We start from the raw sequence: 18,805 nt of genomic DNA on the forward strand, positions 1-18,805 counted from the left end.
TACTTTTCATGCGACGCCGAATCCCGGACAATAGGCGATGGCCATCAAACAACTCTCCGAGACCCTCATCAACCAGATCGCTGCCGGCGAGGTCATCGAACGGCCGGCGAGTGCTGCCAAGGAACTGATCGAGAATGCGCTGGATGCCGGCGCGACGCGCATCGATATTGCCACGGCAGGCGGCGGCAAGACGCTGCTCAGGGTCATCGACAACGGCTGCGGCATCGGGCCGGACGATCTCGAACTGGCGGTGCGCCGCCACTGCACCTCAAAACTCGACGACAATCTTCTCGACATCCGGACGCTCGGTTTTCGCGGCGAGGCCCTGCCCTCGATCGGCTCCGTCGCGCGGCTGACGATCACCAGCCGACCGGCTGGGGCAAGCCATGGCGCCGAGATCGGGGTGATCGGCGGCAAGCTGCAGCCGGTGAAGCCGGCCGCCGTCAACCAGGGCACCGTGGTCGAGGTGCGCGACCTGTTCTTCGCCACGCCGGCACGGCTGAACTTCATGAAGACGGAACGGGCCGAAGCCTCGGCAATCTCCGACGTCGTCAGGCGCATGGCGATCGCCTTTCCGGGCGTTCGCTTCGTGCTGTCCGGCTCGGACCGGACGACGCTCGAATTTCCGTCCACCGGCGACGACCGGCTTGCCCGCATCGCCCAGGTGCTCGGCCGCGAGTTCCGCGACAATGCGATCGAAATCGATGCAGAACGCGAAGGCGCGCGGCTGACAGGCTTTGCCGGCGTGCCGACCTTCAATCGCGGCAACTCGCTGCAGCAGTATGCCTTCGTCAACGGCCGCCCGGTGCAGGACAAGCTGATCTGGTCGGCGCTGCGCGCCGCCTATGCCGAGACCATTCCTCAAGGCCGCTATCCGGTGGCGGTGCTGTCGCTGGCGGTCGATCCGGAGGTGGTTGATGTCAATGTGCATCCGGCAAAATCGGATGTCCGCTTCCGCGACCCGGGGCTCATTCGCGGCCTGATCATCGGCGCGATCCGGCAGGCCCTGGCACAGGATGGCGATCGGGCCTCGACGACCGGCGCCAGCGGCTTGATGCGGGCGTTCCGGCCGGAACCGCAGCGACCGAATGGCGGATGGACGGCTTCCTCGTCTCCCTACCGGCCGATGGGATTCGATGCGCCGCCGCGCGGCTTCAGCGACGCGCCACAGGCCGCCTTTGCCGAAATGGCAACGCCGTCGGCCCGCGCGCCAACGTTTGAGCCCGAAGCGATAGCCGTTTCGCAGCCCGAGAAGTCCCATCCATTGGGCGCAGCGCGGGCGCAACTGCATGAGAACTATATCGTCGCCCAGACCGAGGATGGCCTTGTCATCGTCGATCAGCACGCGGCGCACGAGCGGCTTGTGTTCGAGGAGTTGCGCAAGGGACTGAATTCCAGGCCGATCCCGGCGCAGGCGCTGCTCATTCCGGAAATCGTCGATCTGCCTGAAGACGACTGCGATCGGCTGATCAACCATGCGGCCGAGTTTTCGCGGCTGGGGCTCGGCATCGAGCGCTTCGGCCCCGGCGCCATCGCCATCCGCGAAACACCGTCGATGCTCGGCGAAATGGATGCCGTCGGACTGGTGCGGCAACTGGCCGACGAGCTTGCCGAATGGGATACGGCCAACGGGCTTGCCAGCCGGCTCGACTATCTTGCGGCGACCATGGCCTGCCATGGCTCCGTGCGCTCCGGCAGGCGGCTCAGGCCAGAGGAGATGAATGCGCTGCTCAGGCAGATGGAGGCAACGCCCGGCTCCGGCCAGTGCAATCACGGCCGGCCGACCTATATCGAGTTGAAACTGTCCGATATCGAGCGTCTGTTTGGCCGCAGCTAACGCATGTCGCCCGAAAGGGGCAGCAGTTTGGGACAACGACATGGATAGAAATGACCCTAAGCGCGGCGCACTTAGGACGCCATCTGTCAATTGCGCTGGAAATTTGGCGTTTTGCGCGCTAGAGCATGATTACAACAGGTGATGCTTGGATACGCAGTTGCTCAAGGCCTTAGGCGCATCCAGAAGGATGCCGGCCAGCATGCGCTGCGACAGCGGACGACAAAAATGCGAGGTCGAAGGACAATGAACCGGTTTGAAGGCAACGGTAACAGGGAAGCCAAGATCCGCTATCTCGATGGCGACTTCCAGATCGTGCTGCCCGGATCGTACGTCACCTGCGCGGTGACCGGCGCTGCTATCCCCGTCGACGAACTGCGTTACTGGAGCGTCGCGCGGCAGGAAGCCTATGCCGATGCAGAGGCGTCGTATCAGGCCGACAAACGCGCCGGGATCCTGCCGAACCAGAAATCGTAAGGCGTCCGTCCTTATTTCTTGTCCTTGCGCAGGCTGCGTGCCCGCGCGGCCTTCAGCGCCGCGTCGATGATCTTGCCTGGTGAGGCCGGATCGTCGAAGCGGACTTCGACGTCGATCACCCGGCTCTTTTCCATCAGTTCCCCAGCCCGGCCATGACTTGGCTCCAGCCGCACCATGTCCTTGGCCGTCGTCACGAGCTGGTGGCCCTGCGCAGCAGCGTGGTCGAGCAAATCGGCGATCTCGTCCTCGGAAAAATGGTGGTGATCGGGGAAGCTGCGGCTTTCAGCGAGGACCGCCCCGGTCTCGCGCACCGTGCGGAAGAATTTTTCCGGATCGGCGATGCCCGCCCAGGCGAGAACCGGCACGTCCTTCAGGCTGCCATCATCGAGATGCGTGACATTGGCTTCGTAGATCTGCTTGCCGGCGCGGGCCGCCCGGCGGATCAGCGCGTCGGCGCGGTCGCCGTTGCCGATCTTCAAAAGCGCCGAGGCGTGGCGTATCTGCTGGCGCAGAGGCGCGCGGACCGGGCCGGAGGGGATCAGGAAACCGTTACCGATCCCCCTTCGGCTATCGATCACCAGCAGCGAAAAATCGAAGGTCAGCCGGGCGCTCTGGAAACCATCGTCCATGATGATGAGATCGGCGCCTTCGGCGACCAGCCGGCGGGCGCCTTCGACACGCCTGCGGCAGACCACGGCGAGGCCTTCGCGGGCCAGAAGCAGCGGCTCGTCGCCGACGTCGCGGGCGCGGTGGTGTGTGACGTCAACGACCGTCGTCACGTCGAGCGAGCCGCCGTAACCGCGGCTCAGAAACCCCGGCTTCAGGCCACGCTTGCGGGCGGCCCGGGCAAGCGCGATCGCGGTCGGCGTCTTGCCCGCCCCGCCGACGGTGAAATTGCCGACACAGATGATGGGAACAGACACCGAAGCGCGCCGCGCATGGTCCATGCGCGAACCGGAAATGCGGCCATAGATCCAGGACAATGGCCAGAGGCCGTAGGCGCGCCAATCCGCTTTGGTCCACCAGAACGGCGGTGCTTCAGAAACCATCAGTCCTTCCAGGCCTCCCCACGCCCACCGGTGCTCGCGATTTGCAGCGCGGCTAAATTTTTTCCCGTTGCCGAAACAGATTTCTTCTCCCGGAAAAACGCTTTGGCTGGCGACACAAAACGGCAGATTGCCGGGAATTGCAAGCCATCGGCCTTCGCCGTGCAGACGCTCAACATCGCCAACAACGCGCCGTTGCTGCTGATGCAGTTGTTCCAGTAAGCGAGCAGATCAGCCGAGGGCTAGATGAGAACGGTCTCGAGCTCGGTGATATCGTTGAGGCAATGATCGGATGCCGCCGCGAGCGATTGCGGCGAGCCGGTACCGGTGAGGACGGCGACGGTGAGGCCGACGCCGGCGCTTCGGCCCATGTGCAGATCATGGTTGTTGTCGCCGACGACCGCCACCTGATGCGGCTCGAGCCCGGTTGCGGCGCAGAAGCCGTGGACCATGCCCGGCTGCGGCTTGGTGCCGAAGCCACTGTCATAGCCCGCAACGTAATGCAGATAGCCATCGAAGCCGAAGCGCTTCGCGGTTTCGCGGATCGAGTGCTCGTTGTCGCTGGAGGCGACGCCGAGCCAATAACCCTTGGCGTGCAGGCCGGCAAAAAAGGCGGCGAGATCGGTAACCGGCACCGCATAGGCGGCTGAGTTGGAAAAGAGCCCGTCGAGCTTCGCTGTCAGTTCTTCCACCGTATAGGGCGCTCCGGCGGCGACCATGCCGGCGGCGATTTCGACCGTATTGCCTGCGGCCAGAAGGCTGTCCGGTGTCACATAGCCGGTATCAGGGTCCATGCCGCCCGCCACCAGCAGGCGTCGGGCAAGGTCCTGATCGCCGTCGGCAGCGATGCTGGCGACCTCGTAATTCACCGGAACCCAGCTTTTGACATAGTCGAGCAGCGTCCCGTCCTTGTCGAAGAGGATGCCGGATATCACTTTTTCACTCGTCATCGGGCATCCCGCCGGAAAGAGGTCAGTTCTCGCCACGCGGCTGCAGCCGCGCCTTCACCGTCAGAGGATTGATATAGGGCTCCAGCCCCCTGATCGTCGCCGACAGCGCACCGCGCATTTCATGCACGGTTTCGAGCCCGGCATCGATCATCTTGCGACGCACCTCGTCGTTGACAAGCAGATAGTTGACGCCCTTGGCCAGCATCTCGACATCGCGGATGATCTTGGCGCTGCCGTTCTTGGCCAGCATCTGATAGGTTTCGCGGAAATTCTGGACGTTGCCGCCCGACAGGATCGCGCAGCCGAGCATGGCCGGCTCCAGCGGGTTCTGCCCGCCCTCGGCAAACAGCGAGCGGCCGACGAAGGCGACCTCCGTCAATCGCAGGTAAAGCCCCATTTCGCCGATCGTGTCGCCAAGGAAGATATCCGTTTCCGCAGTGATCGGGTCGTTGCGCGTGCGCCGCGCGACCGTCAGTCCCTTGGAATTCAGCATCGCCTCGATCGCGTCGCAGCGCTCGGGATGGCGCGGCACGATGATCGTCAGCAGCCCCGTGCGTTCCTTCAAGGCGCGATGGACGATGCCGGCGGCATTCTCCTCGCCTTCGAACGTCGAAATCGCAGCCCAGGTCTTGCGATCGCGGATCTGCTGGCGGTAATGCTTCAGGATATGCCCGTCATGCGGCGGCGCATCGGTATCGACCTTCAGATTGCCCGACACCATCACCGGCAGCGCGCCCAGCGTGCGGAACCGGTCGGCATCGAGGTCCGACTGGGCGATGACCAGCGCCAGGTTTTCGAACAAGGCATCGGCAAGCCACGGACGCTTCTTCCAGCGGCCGAAGGTGCGATCCGACAGGCGGCCATTGACCAGCACCTGGGGAATATGGCGCTGACCAAGCTCGACGATGGTCATCGGCCAGATTTCCGATTCCGCGATGATCGCCAGATCCGGCTCCCAATAGTCGAGGAAACGGGCAACGGCCGGCTTGAAATCGAGTGGCACATATTGGTGGATAATGCTGGATCCGAGCCGCTCGGCAGCAACGCGCGCCGACGTCGTCGTTCCCGTCGTCAACACGACAGCGATGCCGCGGCGCGACACTTCCCTGATCAGCGGAATGACGGCGGTGGTCTCGCCGACGCTTGCGGCATGAAACCAGACCAGCGGCCCTTGCGGGCGCGGCGCGCTGGCGTGGCCGTAGCGCTCCTGGCGGCGGGTGGAATCCTCCTTGCCCTTGGCTGCACGGGCGGCAAGATAGGACCAGACGAGCGGATAGATCGCCGTGCCGATCCAGCGGTAGCTGGACAGCGCCACCCTGGCAAGCATGCGGCTCATGAGAAGACGTCTCCGCTTTCGCGTTCAGGCATTGAAACCCCAACGTTTCCAGCGGCAGCCCTTGCGGACGCCATAGCCTGTGCGAACCGGATTGGCATCAAGCCTGTTCCGGATCGAGCAGCCGGTGCATGTGCACGATGAAATAGCGCATATGAGCGTTGTCGACCGTCAGCTGCGCCTTGGATTTCCAGGCGGTGAGCGCTGTGTCGTAGTCGGGGAAGATGCCGACGACGTCGAGCTTCTCCAGATCGCGGAACTGCACGCCGGTCAGCGTCGTGAGTTCCCCGCCGAACACGAGATGGAGGCGCTGTTTCTTTTCCGAATTCTGAGCCATCTGACCTTCCGATTTTCTTGACGTATTTTGCTCGTGGTTTGCGGCATTCAGCCGGAAAGGTCAATGGCTCTCCAGCCCCTGTGACGCGGCAATCAACGCCGGCAAAGCGGGCATTGCCGCGGCGCACAGGACCGTATGGCGAACATTGGGGCGATTGTAGGAAAGTGGCTGCCCGTCGAGGCCGAAAAGCGCGCCACCGGCTCGCTCCAGGATCAGATCGGCGGCGGCAAGATCCCAATCGTGGGAGTTCTTCTTGACGATGGTGCCGTCGATGCGCCCATCGGCGATCATGGCGATCCTATAGGCAAGCGAAGGCACATGGGCAATGCGCGAAACAACCGAGCGGTAGCCATGCTCGAGCAGTCCGACCGTTTCTTCCGCAAGCGCAATCCGCAGGACCGCATCCTTCTGCGTCTTCACGGCAACCGGCATGCCGTTCTTCAAGGCATCGCCCGTCAGCGACGCCTGGAACAGTTCATCAAGCGCCGGCGCAAACAGCACGCCGGCCACCGGGCGGCCAACATGCACGACGGCGACGCTGACGCACCAGACATCCTTGCCGGCGATGAAGGCGCGGGTTCCGTCGATCGGATCGACGACGAAGACGGTATCGCAGCCGAGCCGGGCTTCGTCGTCATCGGTCTCCTCCGACAGCCAGCCGTAATTGGGCCGGGCCGTCAGCAGTTTCTCCTTCAGGATGTCATTGGCGGCATAGTCCGCTTCGCTGACGGGCGAGCGTCCCTCATTCTTCCACTGGACGTCCGGATTCTTGCGGAAATAGGCCAGTGCTTTTTCACCCGCGGCCTTCGCGGCCATCGTGATCAATTCCAGATCGCTGGCCCATTGTTCCGGCGACGGGTGGACGGCGTTCATTCAGTCTTTCCATTTCCCGCGGCCGCCGGCCGCGTTGAAGGTCGATATACGGATGGCGGCTCACTTGCCCGCGAGTGTCATGCCCTCGATGGCAAGCGTCGGTGCGGCGACACCGAACTTGCGATCGATGTCGTCTGCCAGCGTGATGCCGAAGAACATCTGCTTGAGGTTCGAGGCAATGGTGACCTCCGACACGGGGAAGGTCAACTCGCCGTTCTCGATCCAGAAACCCGAGGCGCCGCGGCTATATTCCCCCGTCAGCATGTTGACGCCCTGGCCGATCAGCTCTGTCACGTAAAAACCGGTTCCGACATCGCGGATCAATTCCTCGCGGGAGATAGCTCCGGGCTCCAGCGCGAAGTTGGTCTGCGATGGCGACACCGCGGGGCCGCTGCGCACGCCGCGTCCGTTGGTTTCCAGCCCGAGTTCCCTGCCGGTGGAGGTCGAAAGGAACCAGTGCTTGAGCACCCCATCCTCGATCATCGACAGTTTCTGGCCGGTCACGCCTTCACCGTCGAAGGGACGCGACGAGGAGCCGCGCACCACCAGCGGATCGTCGGTGACATGGATGCCCGCCTTCATGACCGGCTTTCCCATCATGTCGCGCAGGAAGCTCGTCTTGCGGGCAACCGACGCGCCGTTGATCGCGCCGGCGATGTGCCCGGCAAAACCGCGCGCCATGCGTGGATCGAAAACGACGGCGACATTCTTCTGCGTCGGCACCTGGCGCGGACCCATGCGGGCGACCGCCTTCTCACCGGCCGTTCGGCCGATTTCGGCGGCCGATTTCAGGTCGGCGAAAAAGAGGCGGCTGTCGAAATCATAGTCGCGCTCCATCTTCGTGCCGTCGCCGGCAATGGCGCTGACGGAACGGCCGAAGCGGGTGCCCATATAGGCGCCGGAAAAACCGTGCGAGGTGACCAGAACCATCCCGCCCATGCCGGCCGACGCGCCGGCACCGCTGGAATTGGTGACGCCGTTCACGGCAAGGGCTGCCTCTTCCGCTTCGAGTGCTGCCGCCGAGAGCGCATCGGTCGATACCTCCGTCGGATCGAAGAGATCGAGATCAGGATAGGATCTCGCCAGGCGCTCGGCATCGGCGAGGCTTGCGAAGGGATCCTCCGGCGAGGCCTTGGCCATGGCCACCGCTCGTTCGGCCAGGACCTTCAGGTCGAAGCCCGGATTGGCCGAAACGCTGGCGACGCGGCGGCCGACAAACACGCGCAGCGAAAAATCATCGCTTTCCGACGCCTCCGTTCCCTCGACCTTTCCAAGCCGCACCGAGACGGAGCGTGACCGGGAGCGAACCGCCACCGCATCCGCCTGGTCGGCGCCAGCCTTCAGCGCCAGGTCGACAAGCTCGGCCGCCCGTTTCTGGAGAACGCCGGAATCGATAATATCGGACATGATTTAGCCTTTCATTCCTGCCCCATTTATTGTGCACTGGGACGGGCATCAAGGGCATATCCTGATTCTTGGCCGCAGCCCCGACGAAATACCCCGATCCGGGCAATCTCTTGCCCAAAGCGAAGATGCGATAACCCGTGGGCGCCGCCACGGGCAGAAAGAGCAGACATGTCGACGACACCAGCCCTCACCTCACAGGCCCTGTTGCTGCTCGGCGGCGCCGTCGTGGCAGCCCCGATCTTCAAGAAGCTCGGGCTCGGCACGGTTCTCGGCTATCTGGCCGCCGGCGTCATCATCGGCCCGCTGCTGCACCAGATCAGCGACGGCGAGCAGATCCTCGGCTTTGCCGAACTGGGCGTCGTCTTCCTGCTGTTCATCATCGGCCTTGAGCTGAAGCCCTCGCGTCTCTGGCAGATGCGCCGCGACATCTTCGGGCTCGGCACCGCTCAGGTACTTCTCACGGGTGCCGCGGTATCGGCGATCCTCTACGAGGTCGGACTGCTCGACTGGAGCGGCAGCGTCATCACCGGGTTCGGGCTGGCGCTGTCATCGACGGCCTTCGCATTGCAGATCCTTGATGAGAACGGCGACACCAATACGCGCTACGGCCAGCGGGCATTTTCGGTGCTCTTGCTGCAGGACCTGGCGATCGTGCCGCTGCTGGCGCTGATCCCGCTGCTCGCCCTGCAGGCGCCTGAAGATACCAGCCCGCCGCTCCAGGATTTCGGCATCGCGGTCGGCGCGATTCTGATCATGGTGGTTGCCGGCCGCTATCTGCTCAACCCGTTGTTTCAGATCATCGCCCGCACGGGTGCGCGGGAAGTCATGATCGCTGCGGCGCTGCTGATCGTGCTCGGAGCAGCGACGATGATGCAGCTTGCCGGTCTCTCGATGGCGATGGGCGCCTTTCTCGCCGGTGTTCTGCTCGCCGAATCGTCCTACCGGCATGAACTGGAAGCCGATATCGAACCGTTCCGCGGGTTGTTGCTTGCCCTGTTCTTCATGGCCGTCGGACTATCGCTGGAGATCCACGTCATCCTTCAGAACTATCTGCTGATCCTGATCGCGGTGCCGCTGTTGATGCTGGTCAAGGCGGTGATCACCTACACGCTTTGCCGCGTGACGGGCTCGCCGCACAATGATGCCGTGCGCATCGGCCTGCTCTTGCCGCAGGGCGGCGAATTCGGCTTCGTGCTCTTCACCGCCGCTGCCGCCGCCGGCGTGTTTTCCGCCGGCTGGGCGTCGCTGCTGATCGTCGTCGTCACGTTGTCGATGGCGCTGACGCCTGCCGCCGCGGCGCTCGCCGGATTGCTCATGCACGAGCATGAGGAGATGACGGAAGAACTCGAGGAGGACTTCGACGGCGCCGGCGCCGACGTGCTGATGATCGGCTTTTCCCGCTTCGGCCAGATCGCGTCGCAGATCCTGCTCGCCGGTGGCCGCGACGTGACGATCATCGATCATTCCGCTGCCCGCGTTCGCCAGGCGGCGACCTTCGGGTTCCGCATCTATTTCGGCGACGGCACGCGGCTCGACGTGCTGCGCGCGGCCGGCATCGAGCGCGCCAAGATCGTCGCGGTCTGCACCCAGAAGATGGAGATCACCGACCGGATCGTCAACATGGTGCAGGCGGAATATCCGAACGCCCGCATCTATGCCCGCTCCTACGACCGTCTGCACACGCTTTCCCTTCGGGCACGCGACGTCGATTATGAATTGCGCGAAACCTTCGAGTCCGGTCTTTTGTTCGGACGGAAAACGCTGGAGGGGCTTGGCGTCGGCGACAACGAGGCGCAGGAAATCATGGACGACATCCGCCGGCGCGACGAGGCTCGGCTGGCGGTGCAGGAAGCCGAAGGCATCAGCGCCGGGCGCGACATGCTGCACTTCGAACCGGTCAAACCGGAGCCGCTGATAAAGCCAAGACGCGAGGCGGCACCTTCGCTGGAACCGGGCGACGATATCCTTTCGGTCAAGACAAACAGCAAGGCCAAGCCGGAAAACGACGTTCTGGCTGGCGCGGACTGATCCTTCAAGCGCCGATTTTCGCCTTGAAGGCCGCGTCAAGAGCGGCCTTGAGCTGGTCCTTGACCGGCGCCGTCGCGGCCAGCACGTCCTGCGCCTTGAGGAAGTCCATGACCCGGAAGCGGTTAACCTCGGGTCGCACGAGGATGTCCGGAGGATGCGCCTTTATCTTCATGGCGATGATCGACTGCATCATCAGCTGGCTGGCGCCGAACAGGCTGTCGATCCAGCTCGGCATGGTTTCGCCGTCGCCGTCCGGCCCGCCAACGACATCGACGCCGATGACGATATCGGCCAGACCGGTCAGATGATCAAAGGGCACCGGATTATAGAGGCCGCCGTCGATCATCACGCGACCATCAATCCGGACCGGCATGAACACCGCCGGAAGCGCTGCCGAGGCTGCCAGCGCCTGATGCAGGTCGCCGGACTGGCAGACGCGCTCGGCCTGGCCGTAATAATCGGTGGTCATCACCTTCAGCGGCAGTTTGAGGTCGCCGAAATCCTTCGGCACGCTCTCGGGGAGGAAAGCGGGGAGAATGCGCTCGATGTTGAACTGGCCGACGCGAAAGCCCTTTGTTACCTGCGTGAAACTCGATGGACGCAGGCTCCACAGGCGGTTGATGATTTCCTTGCGGCGGCCAACCGTCGCCATCGTATGCTCACGGATTTCGGCGCCGCTGAGACCGGCCGCCATGCCCGCCCCCATGATCGCGCCGATCGAGGAGCCGGCGATCGCGACCGGTCGGATACCGAGCTCGTCCAGCGCCTCAATGACATGGATGTGGGCGAGACCCCGCGCACCGCCGCCGCCGAAGGCTACGGCGACCGTCGGGTCCGCTGATTTTTTCACTGTTTCGAGGCCTTGCGTCATGCTCAGCGTCTTTCCGGTATCACGCGGCGCGGTAACGGTAGAAGTGCATCTTCGTTTCGCCGAACAGGCGGTCGTCGACGAGTTCGAAACCATCCTGCGGCACGGGCTGAACATCGGCCCGCTCTTCGAGAATGACAAGAGCGCCCGGCACCAGCCATCCGCCTTTGGCGGCAGAGGCGAGCGCTTTTTCGCCAAGCCCCTTGCCATAGGGCGGATCGGCAAAGACCAGATGGAACGGCTCGACGGTACCGGCCGGTCCAAGGTCGGTCGCATCGCGCCGGAAGATGCGCGCCCGGCCGGTCAGGCCGAACGCCTCGATATTGGTGCGCAACAGTCCCCTGCCCTCGGCGCTCTGCTCGACGAACAGCGCCTGACGGCAGCCGCGCGACAGGGCTTCGAGGCCAACCGCGCCGGTGCCGGCAAAGAGATCGAGAATGCGGGTGCCATCAAGAGCCTCCGCATAGGCATGGCTCAGGATGTTGAACAGGCTTTCGCGCGTCCGGTCCGTCGTCGGCCGGATGTCATTGGACCTGGGCGTTGCGAGCCCGCGCCCGCGAAACTCACCGCCGACGATCCGCACCTGCGCTTAGTTCCCGCGTCCGCGCGGCTTGCCGCCGCCAGCCGGGCGTCCGCCGGAAGGCTTGCCGCCGCCGGGTTTTCCGCTGCGCGGCCCGCCGCTTTTCGCACCGAAGGACTTGGCGCCGCCCGGCTTGCCGCCGAAGGATTTTCCACGCGGCTTGTCGCCTGCGGGACGATCTCCACGCGGCGGGCGGTCGCCGAAATCCCGCGGCTTGCGATCGCCATCCTCGCGCGAGAAGGATTTTTCGCCGAACGGCTTGCGCGGACGATCTGACTGCGGACGATCACCTTGCGGCCTATCACCCTGGGGCTTGGCGCTTCTTGGTCGATCGGAGAACGAGCGAGCGCCTTCGGCACGGGGCTTGCGATCGCCAAACGGCTTGTCACCATCGCGGCGAGCCGGGCGATCACCGAAGCCGCGTGCATCGTGGTCACCGCCACGCTTGCGGTCACCACCACGGCCCTCGTCCCTGCCTGTGGTTTCGCTTGCACGGATCCAGTCGCCGTCGTCATCGGCACGGTTGACCACAACGCGCGGCCCGCGATCAGGGCGATCGTAAACCGTCGCCTTCTTGCGGTCTGGATCGAATTTCTTGTTGGACTTCATCGCCAGACCATCCTTGGTCCGACCATAGCGCTTGGTTGCAGGTGCGCCCTCCGGGCGCTCACGGCGAACCGGCTGGTCAGCCACATCCGCGGCCTGCGCATCCCTGGGTTTCTTTTCGGCGACCGGACGGGCACCCGGCGCCATCCAGACATTGGCCTTACGGGGACGTTGTGCCGGCTCGCGCTTCGGACGGTCGTCGAATTTCGCCTCCGCGCCACGCTCCTTGCGATCACCACGCCCACCGCCTCTATCGTCGCGCTTGGTGTCGAGACGAGAAAGCGCCCGTTCGCGCTTGTCGCCTGCCTTTTCGCGGAACGCTCCGCGTTCCCTGGCTTCAGGCTTTCCAGCCGACCATTCGTTTTTCTGCGGCTTTTCTTCCTCAGCAGGTGCTGCGTCGAAGATCGGAGCGTCAAAATTCGCCTTCGCGTCTTCGATCAGACGCGGGCCGAGCTGATCGCGTAGCGTGCGGCCGCGAATTTCCTGGGCGTGGCCTTCCGGCAGTTCGCCGAGCTGGAAGGGTCCGTAGGAAATGCGGATCAGCCGGTTCACGTCGAGGCCGAGCGCGCCCATGACGTTCTTGATTTCGCGGTTCTTGCCTTCGCGCAGGCCCATGGTGATCCAGACGTTCGAGCCTTGGACCTTGTCCAGCGTCGCCTCGATCGAGCCATAAAGCACGCCGTCGACGGCAATGCCGTCCTTCAGCTTGTCGAGCGCCGCCTGATCGATCGCGCCGTGGGCGCGCACGCGGTAGCGGCGCAGCCAGCCGGTCGACGGCAGTTCGAGCACGCGGGCCAGACCACCATCATTGGTGAGCAGCAGCAGGCCTTCGGTGTTGATATCGAGACGGCCGATCGAGAGCACGCGCGGCAGATCGTCTGGCAGGTTGTCGAATACGGTCGGACGCCCCTCCGGATCGGAATTGGTGGTCACCAGGCCGGATGGCTTGTGATAGAGCCAGAGCCGGGTGCGCTCGATACCGCGGATCGGCTGGCCATCGACTTCGATCGTGTCGGCCAGCGTCGCGTTGACGACGGGCGTGTCCAGCACCTTGCCGTTGAGGCTGACGCGGCCTTCCATGATCATGCGCTCGATATCGCGCCGCGAGGCGACGCCAGCACGCGCCAGAATCTTGGAAATGCGCTGCGGCACGTCCGCATCGACGGTTTCCACCGCCGCCGCTCTTGGCTTGCGCGGCTTTTCCGCTTCGATCTTTTCAGCGCCCGAATGAGCGGCTGCCGTCTTGCGTGCGCCGGTATAGGGCTTCTTGTCGCGGCCTGCCGGCTTGCCGCCGGGCCGCTGGGGCTTGTCTTTGAATGTCATTTGTGTTGCCTGCCTTTTGAGGCTGTCCTATCAGGTCGCAGCCCAAGGGTTAAGAGAAATTATCGCGGGCTCCAACGATGGCTGAAACGAACCGCTTCATGGATTTGGCCTTGGCCGAGGCCCGGATGGCGGCCGAACGTGGCGAAGTCCCGGTCGGCGCCGTGCTCGTCCTCAATGGCGAAGTCATCGCAAGTGCCGGAAACCGCACCCGGGAACTCAACGACATCACCGCCCATGCCGAGATCGAGGTGATCCGCGAAGGCTGCCGCATTATCGGCGACGAGCGGCTTCCCGGCTCTGACCTCTATGTAACGCTCGAACCCTGCACCATGTGCGCGGCGGCCATTTCGTTTGCCCGGCTGCGGCGGCTCTATTACGGTGCCGAGGATCCGAAAGGCGGCGGCGTCGACAATGGCGTGCGCTTCTTCAGCCAGCCGACCTGCCACCATGCGCCCGACGTCTATTCTGGTTTTTCAGCCCAGGCAGCGGCGGATATCCTCAAGCAGTTTTTTGCAGAGAAGCGTTGAGCAGGCGGACTCAACCGGCGGCAAAGCTTTCGAGCGCTGGGCCGGACAGACGATAGCGCGTCCATTCGGTCAGCGGCTCGGCACCGATCGCCTGATAGGCCTTGATCGCCGGTTCGTTCCAGTCGAGCACGCTCCACTCGAACCGGCCGCATCCCTTTTCCACCGCGATCCGCGCCAGATAGCGCAGCATCAGGCGTCCGGCGCCGGTTCCGCGCTGTTCAGGCGTGACGTAGAGGTCTTCGAGATAAAGGCCGTTGCGGGCCTGCCAGGTCGAATAGCTGAAGAACCAGACGGCAAAACCGACGGGAACTCCGTCGCGCTCGCAGATCGCCGCATGCGAAACGGAATTCGGGCCGAACAGGGATTCGGTGATGGATTCGACCGTCGCCTCGACCTCGTGTCCGGCCTTTTCATAAATTGCCAGTTCGGTGATGAAACGCAGGATGGTTCCCGCGTCGGCTGACGTCGCCTCGCGAATATCAAACATTGGCGATCAGAAGATATCCCACCACTTCTTGCCGCTGCCGGCAATCGCGGCTTCCTTCTTGCGGCGGCGCGCCTTGACCTGCTCCGGCTCGCCGAGATCCGCCACTGCCTCTTCCGGCATCTTGCGGTATTCGAGCGGCGGGTCGCTCAGGAACCGGCGCTTGTCGGCATAGGCACCCATCTGGATCTTGCGGGCTTCGCGATAGGCCTCCTGCTGCTCCTTGGCGGTCAGGCGACGGCTATTGGCGCTTGATTTGGCCAGCGGCGACACGTAGGTCGGGCTGTCGGCATTGGCATCGGCTTCCTCGCGCAGGCGCTGACGCGTTTCTTCCGGTGATTCGAGCCACTGCGGATTGTCCTTGGCAAGGTTCTGCTGTGGCTGCACCAGCGCGGCCGTCTCGCTCGATGGCGGCAGGACGAGGCCAGGGCGGGGCTGATATTTGAGGTTCTTGGGCTTGGTCGCCTCGCCAATACTGACGGCACTGCCGAGGTCGTCCATCAGGTGTTCGCCGGCGGTCTTGTCCGTGCCGTAGGTCGGGCCGCCAATGCAGCCGGTCAGGACGAGGCTGCCAGCCACAACGCCGAAGATACCGGCATACACTCGAAACTCTCGCGTCATTCCCATGAAAACCCTTCCAGCGGCGCCGGCACGATCGATGTCTGAGGCGGCATTGCTGCGCCCTTGACGGATAAATCCGCCGATTTTCAGGCAGGTTCTACCGGATGAGCGGCAAAAGAGCAATTCACCCGGCAGACAATCCCTTAAGCAGCGAAGCCGAGCTCGCGGAGAGCCGCCGCATCGCGGGCGGACACGTCCGGGAAGGCCGGATCGGAGCCGACATCGGCGGTGATTCGCCAGGACCGGGCGCATTTGACGCCTTCCGCCAGTCTGGGCTCGACGCTGACCGTCGACAGGTCGTCCAGGCGGAAGGCGCCTTCCGGCCCCTTGCCATCGACGATGGTGACGCCGGAGGTGATGCAGATTTCCGCAAAATCCTGACCTTCCAGCGCCTGCAGCAGACCCGCATCGGCGATGTAGACGACCGGAGCGGCTTCCAGCGAGGAGCCGATACGCTTGTCGCGACGCTCGACCTCCAGTGCACCGGTAACGGCGCGGCGCACGTCGCGAACCTTCCTCCATTTTTCCGCCAGCGCCTCGTCGCGCCATTCGGCCGGCACGATCGGGAACTGTTCCAGATGGACGGAAACCGCCGACGGATCGCGCGACAGCCAGGCCTCTTCAGCCGTGAAGGGCAGAACCGGCGCAAGCCAGGTCACCAGGCATTCGAACAGCTTGCGGATGACCGCAAGGCTTGCCCGGCGGCGCAGGCTCGACGGGGCGTCGCAATAGAGCGCGTCCTTGCGGATATCGAAATAGAAGGCTGAAAGCTCGACATTCGAGAAATCGATCAGCGCACGGGCGATGCGCTTGAAGTCGAAGGCGTCGTAGCCATCGCGCACGATCTGTTCGAGTTCGGCCAGGCGATGCAGCATCAGCCGCTCGAGTTCGGGCATGTCGTTGAAGGCGATGTCTTCTTGCCTGTCGTGCGCCAGCGTGCCGAGCATCCAGCGGATGGTGTTTCTGAGCTTGCGATAGGCATCGATGTTCGTCTGGATGATCGTCTTGCCGACGCGCAGATCTTCCGCATAGTCCGACGTGGCGACCCAGAGACGCAGGATATCGGCTCCGGCGTCCTTCATGACCTCCTGGGGTGATGTGACATTGCCCTTGGACTTCGACATCTTCTCGCCCTTCTCGTCCATGGTGAAGCCATGGGTGATGACGGCGTTGTAGGGCGCGCGGCCGCGGGTCGCGGCACTTTCGAGCAGCGACGAATGGAACCAGCCGCGATGCTGGTCGGAGCCTTCGAGATAGACGTCCGCCGGCCATTTCAGGTCGGGGCGATCTTCCAAGGTGAAGGTGTGCGTCGAGCCTGAATCGAACCAGACGTCGAGGATGTCCATGACCTGCGTCCAGCGGGCATGATCATGGTCGGGCCCAAGGAAACGCTCCTTGGCGCCTTCGGCGAACCAGGCATCGGCACCTTCCTTTTCGAAGGCTTCGAGAATGCGGGCGTTGACGGCGTCATCGACCAGGATCTCGCCCTTCTCATCGGCGAAGACGGCGATCGGCACGCCCCAGGCGCGCTGACGGGAAAGCACCCAATCCGGACGGTTCTCGATCATGGCGCGCAGGCGGTTCTGGCCGGCGGCGGGCACGAAGCGGGTCTCGTCGATGGCCTTGAGGGCGCGGTTACGCAATGTGTCGGGACGCGCGGAAGACGGCTCCGGATTGATCTCCCCCCTTGAGGGGGAGATGTCGGCCCGGCCGACAGAGGGGGGTACGGCGGACACGGGATTCGCGGAGGCTTTACCCCCCTCTGTCACCTTCGGTGACATCTCCCCCTCAAGGGGGGAGATCGGCCCCGCGCCTAGGTCCTTGTCCATATAGACGAACCATTGCGGCGTGTTGCGGAAGATGACCGGCTTCTTCGAGCGCCACGAGTGCGGATAGGTGTGCTTCAGGCGGCCGCGGGCAAACAGCATGTGGCGGGCGATCAGCGCCTTGATGACGCGGTCGTTGGCATCGCCCTTCTTGCCGGTGTCGTCGATGACGCGAGCGGCCCCGCCTTCTGCATCCGGACCAAAGCCGGGCGCGTCGACGGTGTAGAAACCGGCGTCATCGACCGGGAACGGGATTGTCGAGGAGATGCCGCGCGCTTCGAGCGCCCGGGCATTGTCCATCCAGGCATCGAAGTCCTCGCGGCCGTGGCTGGGAGCGGTATGGACGAAGCCGGTGCCGGCATCGTCGGTGACATGGTCACCGTCAAGCAAGGGCACCTTGAAGTCGTAGCCGCCACCGAGACCGTGCAGCGGATGGGCGCAGGTGATGGCCGCCAGTTCGTCGGCTTCGAGATCGGCAAGGTGGTTGAAGGTAAGCTTCGCTTTAACAGCAGATTCTTCCGCGAGGCGGTTGGCGAAGATCAGCTTCTCGCCTGGCTGTGGACCGAAATCGTTCTCAGCCGTTGCAACTTCGTAGAGACCGTAGGCATAGCGGGACGAAAAGGCGATCGCCCGGTTGCCGGGGATCGTCCAGGGGGTCGTCGTCCAGATGACCACGCATGCGCTCATCAGATCTTTCAAGCGCTGTTCCCAGTTCTGGCCCAGTGCTTTCTTTCTTACCTCGCTGAGCTCAGCCTCCTTAACCGGAAACTTAACCCAGATCATGTCGCTCTCGACATCCTGGTACTCGACCTCGGCTTCCGCCAGCGCCGTGCGCTCGACGACCGACCACATGATCGGCTTCGAGCCACGATAGAGCTGGCCGCTCTTGGCGATCTTCAAGAGTTCGCCGGCGATGCGGGCTTCGGCGTGGAAGGCCATGGTCGTATAGGGATTGTCGAAATCGCCCTCGATGCCGAGGCGCTTGAATTCCTCCGACTGGATCTTGATCCAGTTGGCGGCGAATTCGCGGCATTCCTGGCGGAATTCGTTGACCGGAACCTCGTCCTTGTTCTTGCCCTTGGCGCGATAGGCCTCCTCGATCTTCCATTCGATCGGCAGGCCGTGACAATCCCAGCCCGGAACATAGTTGGAGTCGTAACCGCGCATCTGGAACGAGCGGGTGATGATGTCTTTCAGGATCTTGTTCAGCGCGTGGCCGATATGGATGTTGCCGTTGGCATAGGGCGGGCCGTCATGCAGCACGAATTTTTCGCGGCCGGCGGCGGAGGCGCGCAGCTTCTTATAGAGCTCCATCTTCTGCCAGCGGGCAACCGTCTCCGGCTCCTTCTGCGGCAGCCCGGCACGCATCGGGAATTCGGTTTCGGGCAGATAAAGGGTCTTCGAATAGTCGAGCTTTTCAGCGGTATCGGTCATGGCTTTTGCAATCGTCTCTGGGCGCGTTTCGCCGCGCATGCGAACGGGATATCTTCAAGGGATAGCGGAGGCGTTTGTTTCAAACGCCGAAAACCCGGACCTTCCGGCGGCATTCAAAGCGCGCGGAAGGCCGGGCCAATAATTCGCTGATCTATCATCAATCGACGATATCGGGTCATGGTGGCCGGTTGTTTAAGACGTTTTCGGGCGAAAAGGAAGATGACAAGGGCAAAGTTTCAAAGAACGATCTG

16 protein-coding genes are annotated in these 18,805 nt (G+C 63.5%); 4 read left to right on the forward strand and 12 right to left on the reverse strand.

Annotation, left to right across the window (positions count from 1 at the left end; genetic code table 11):
- Positions 1–37 precede the first annotated feature (37 nt).
- Both mutL and ACSQ3F_RS01855 read left to right on the forward strand, forming a co-directional pair.
- Positions 38–1,837, forward strand: coding sequence for a DNA mismatch repair endonuclease MutL (mutL, locus tag ACSQ3F_RS01850; RefSeq protein ID WP_436098652.1), 1,800 nt, complete (start codon positions 38–40; stop codon positions 1,835–1,837).
- A 243-nt stretch (positions 1,838–2,080) separates the two neighbouring features.
- The gene (locus ACSQ3F_RS01855; RefSeq protein ID WP_436098653.1) at positions 2,081–2,311 is read left to right on the forward strand and encodes a DUF2093 domain-containing protein; all 231 of its coding nucleotides are present in this window, start codon (positions 2,081–2,083) and stop codon (positions 2,309–2,311) included.
- Between the two features lie 11 nt (positions 2,312–2,322).
- Here the strand turns inward: ACSQ3F_RS01855 and lpxK are convergent, their stop codons facing one another.
- The 6 genes from lpxK to ACSQ3F_RS01885 all read right to left on the reverse strand — a co-directional run bounded on the left by lpxK (position 2,323) and on the right by ACSQ3F_RS01885 (position 8,257).
- The gene (gene lpxK / locus ACSQ3F_RS01860) at positions 2,323–3,360 is read right to left on the reverse strand and encodes a tetraacyldisaccharide 4'-kinase (protein ID WP_436098654.1); all 1,038 of its coding nucleotides are present in this window, start codon (positions 3,358–3,360) and stop codon (positions 2,323–2,325) included.
- A 239-nt stretch (positions 3,361–3,599) separates the two neighbouring features.
- Positions 3,600–4,307 (reverse strand): HAD family hydrolase, encoded by a 708-nt coding sequence (locus ACSQ3F_RS01865; protein WP_436098655.1) that lies wholly within the window; start codon positions 4,305–4,307, stop codon positions 3,600–3,602.
- Positions 4,308–4,329: 22 nt separating this feature from the next.
- Positions 4,330–5,643, reverse strand: a complete 1,314-nt coding sequence (waaA, locus tag ACSQ3F_RS01870; RefSeq protein ID WP_436098656.1) for a lipid IV(A) 3-deoxy-D-manno-octulosonic acid transferase — start codon at positions 5,641–5,643, stop codon at positions 4,330–4,332.
- A 97-nt stretch (positions 5,644–5,740) separates the two neighbouring features.
- On the reverse strand, positions 5,741–5,977 hold the full coding sequence (locus tag ACSQ3F_RS01875; protein WP_436098657.1) for a DUF4170 domain-containing protein: 237 nt from the start codon (positions 5,975–5,977) through the stop codon (positions 5,741–5,743).
- 60 nt (positions 5,978–6,037) lie between these two features.
- Positions 6,038–6,850 (reverse strand): 3'(2'),5'-bisphosphate nucleotidase CysQ, encoded by an 813-nt coding sequence (locus tag ACSQ3F_RS01880; protein WP_436098658.1) that lies wholly within the window; start codon positions 6,848–6,850, stop codon positions 6,038–6,040.
- A gap of 60 nt (positions 6,851–6,910) precedes the next feature.
- Complete coding sequence (locus ACSQ3F_RS01885; protein WP_436098659.1) at positions 6,911–8,257, reverse strand: TldD/PmbA family protein; 1,347 nt, start codon at positions 8,255–8,257, stop codon at positions 6,911–6,913.
- A gap of 168 nt (positions 8,258–8,425) precedes the next feature.
- Between ACSQ3F_RS01885 and ACSQ3F_RS01890 the strand changes: the two genes are divergently transcribed.
- Complete coding sequence (locus ACSQ3F_RS01890; RefSeq protein ID WP_436098660.1) at positions 8,426–10,285, forward strand: monovalent cation:proton antiporter-2 (CPA2) family protein; 1,860 nt, start codon at positions 8,426–8,428, stop codon at positions 10,283–10,285.
- A 4-nt stretch (positions 10,286–10,289) separates the two neighbouring features.
- Here the strand turns inward: ACSQ3F_RS01890 and ACSQ3F_RS01895 are convergent, their stop codons facing one another.
- From ACSQ3F_RS01895 to ACSQ3F_RS01905, 3 genes are read right to left on the reverse strand one after another with little or no spacing between them, the layout of a single operon-like run.
- Complete coding sequence (locus ACSQ3F_RS01895) at positions 10,290–11,156, reverse strand: patatin-like phospholipase family protein (RefSeq protein WP_436098661.1); 867 nt, start codon at positions 11,154–11,156, stop codon at positions 10,290–10,292.
- 19 nt (positions 11,157–11,175) lie between these two features.
- The gene (gene rsmD, locus ACSQ3F_RS01900; protein ID WP_436098662.1) at positions 11,176–11,736 is read right to left on the reverse strand and encodes a 16S rRNA (guanine(966)-N(2))-methyltransferase RsmD; all 561 of its coding nucleotides are present in this window, start codon (positions 11,734–11,736) and stop codon (positions 11,176–11,178) included.
- A gap of 6 nt (positions 11,737–11,742) precedes the next feature.
- Positions 11,743–13,662, reverse strand: coding sequence for a pseudouridine synthase (locus tag ACSQ3F_RS01905; RefSeq protein WP_436098663.1), 1,920 nt, complete (start codon positions 13,660–13,662; stop codon positions 11,743–11,745).
- 77 nt (positions 13,663–13,739) lie between these two features.
- Between ACSQ3F_RS01905 and ACSQ3F_RS01910 the strand changes: the two genes are divergently transcribed.
- Complete coding sequence (locus ACSQ3F_RS01910; RefSeq protein ID WP_436098664.1) at positions 13,740–14,189, forward strand: nucleoside deaminase; 450 nt, start codon at positions 13,740–13,742, stop codon at positions 14,187–14,189.
- 10 nt (positions 14,190–14,199) lie between these two features.
- On the opposite strand, the gene ACSQ3F_RS01915 is transcribed toward ACSQ3F_RS01910, so the two are convergent.
- From ACSQ3F_RS01915 to ileS, 3 genes are all read right to left on the reverse strand, one after another.
- A complete protein-coding gene (locus ACSQ3F_RS01915; RefSeq protein WP_436098665.1) occupies positions 14,200–14,676 on the reverse strand; it encodes an N-acetyltransferase family protein in 477 nt (158 codons plus the stop codon).
- Positions 14,677–14,682: 6 nt separating this feature from the next.
- Positions 14,683–15,300: a hypothetical protein gene (locus ACSQ3F_RS01920; RefSeq protein ID WP_436098666.1), complete on the reverse strand. Its 618-nt coding sequence runs from the start codon at positions 15,298–15,300 to the stop codon at positions 14,683–14,685.
- A 137-nt stretch (positions 15,301–15,437) separates the two neighbouring features.
- Entirely contained in the window at positions 15,438–18,554 is a 3,117-nt protein-coding gene (gene ileS, locus ACSQ3F_RS01925; RefSeq protein ID WP_436098667.1) for an isoleucine--tRNA ligase, read from the reverse strand.
- Between the last annotated feature and the right edge of the window lie 251 nt (positions 18,555–18,805).

Source organism: Pararhizobium sp. LjRoot238 (assembly GCF_964252955.1).
Lineage (GTDB): Bacteria > Pseudomonadota > Alphaproteobacteria > Rhizobiales > Rhizobiaceae > Pararhizobium.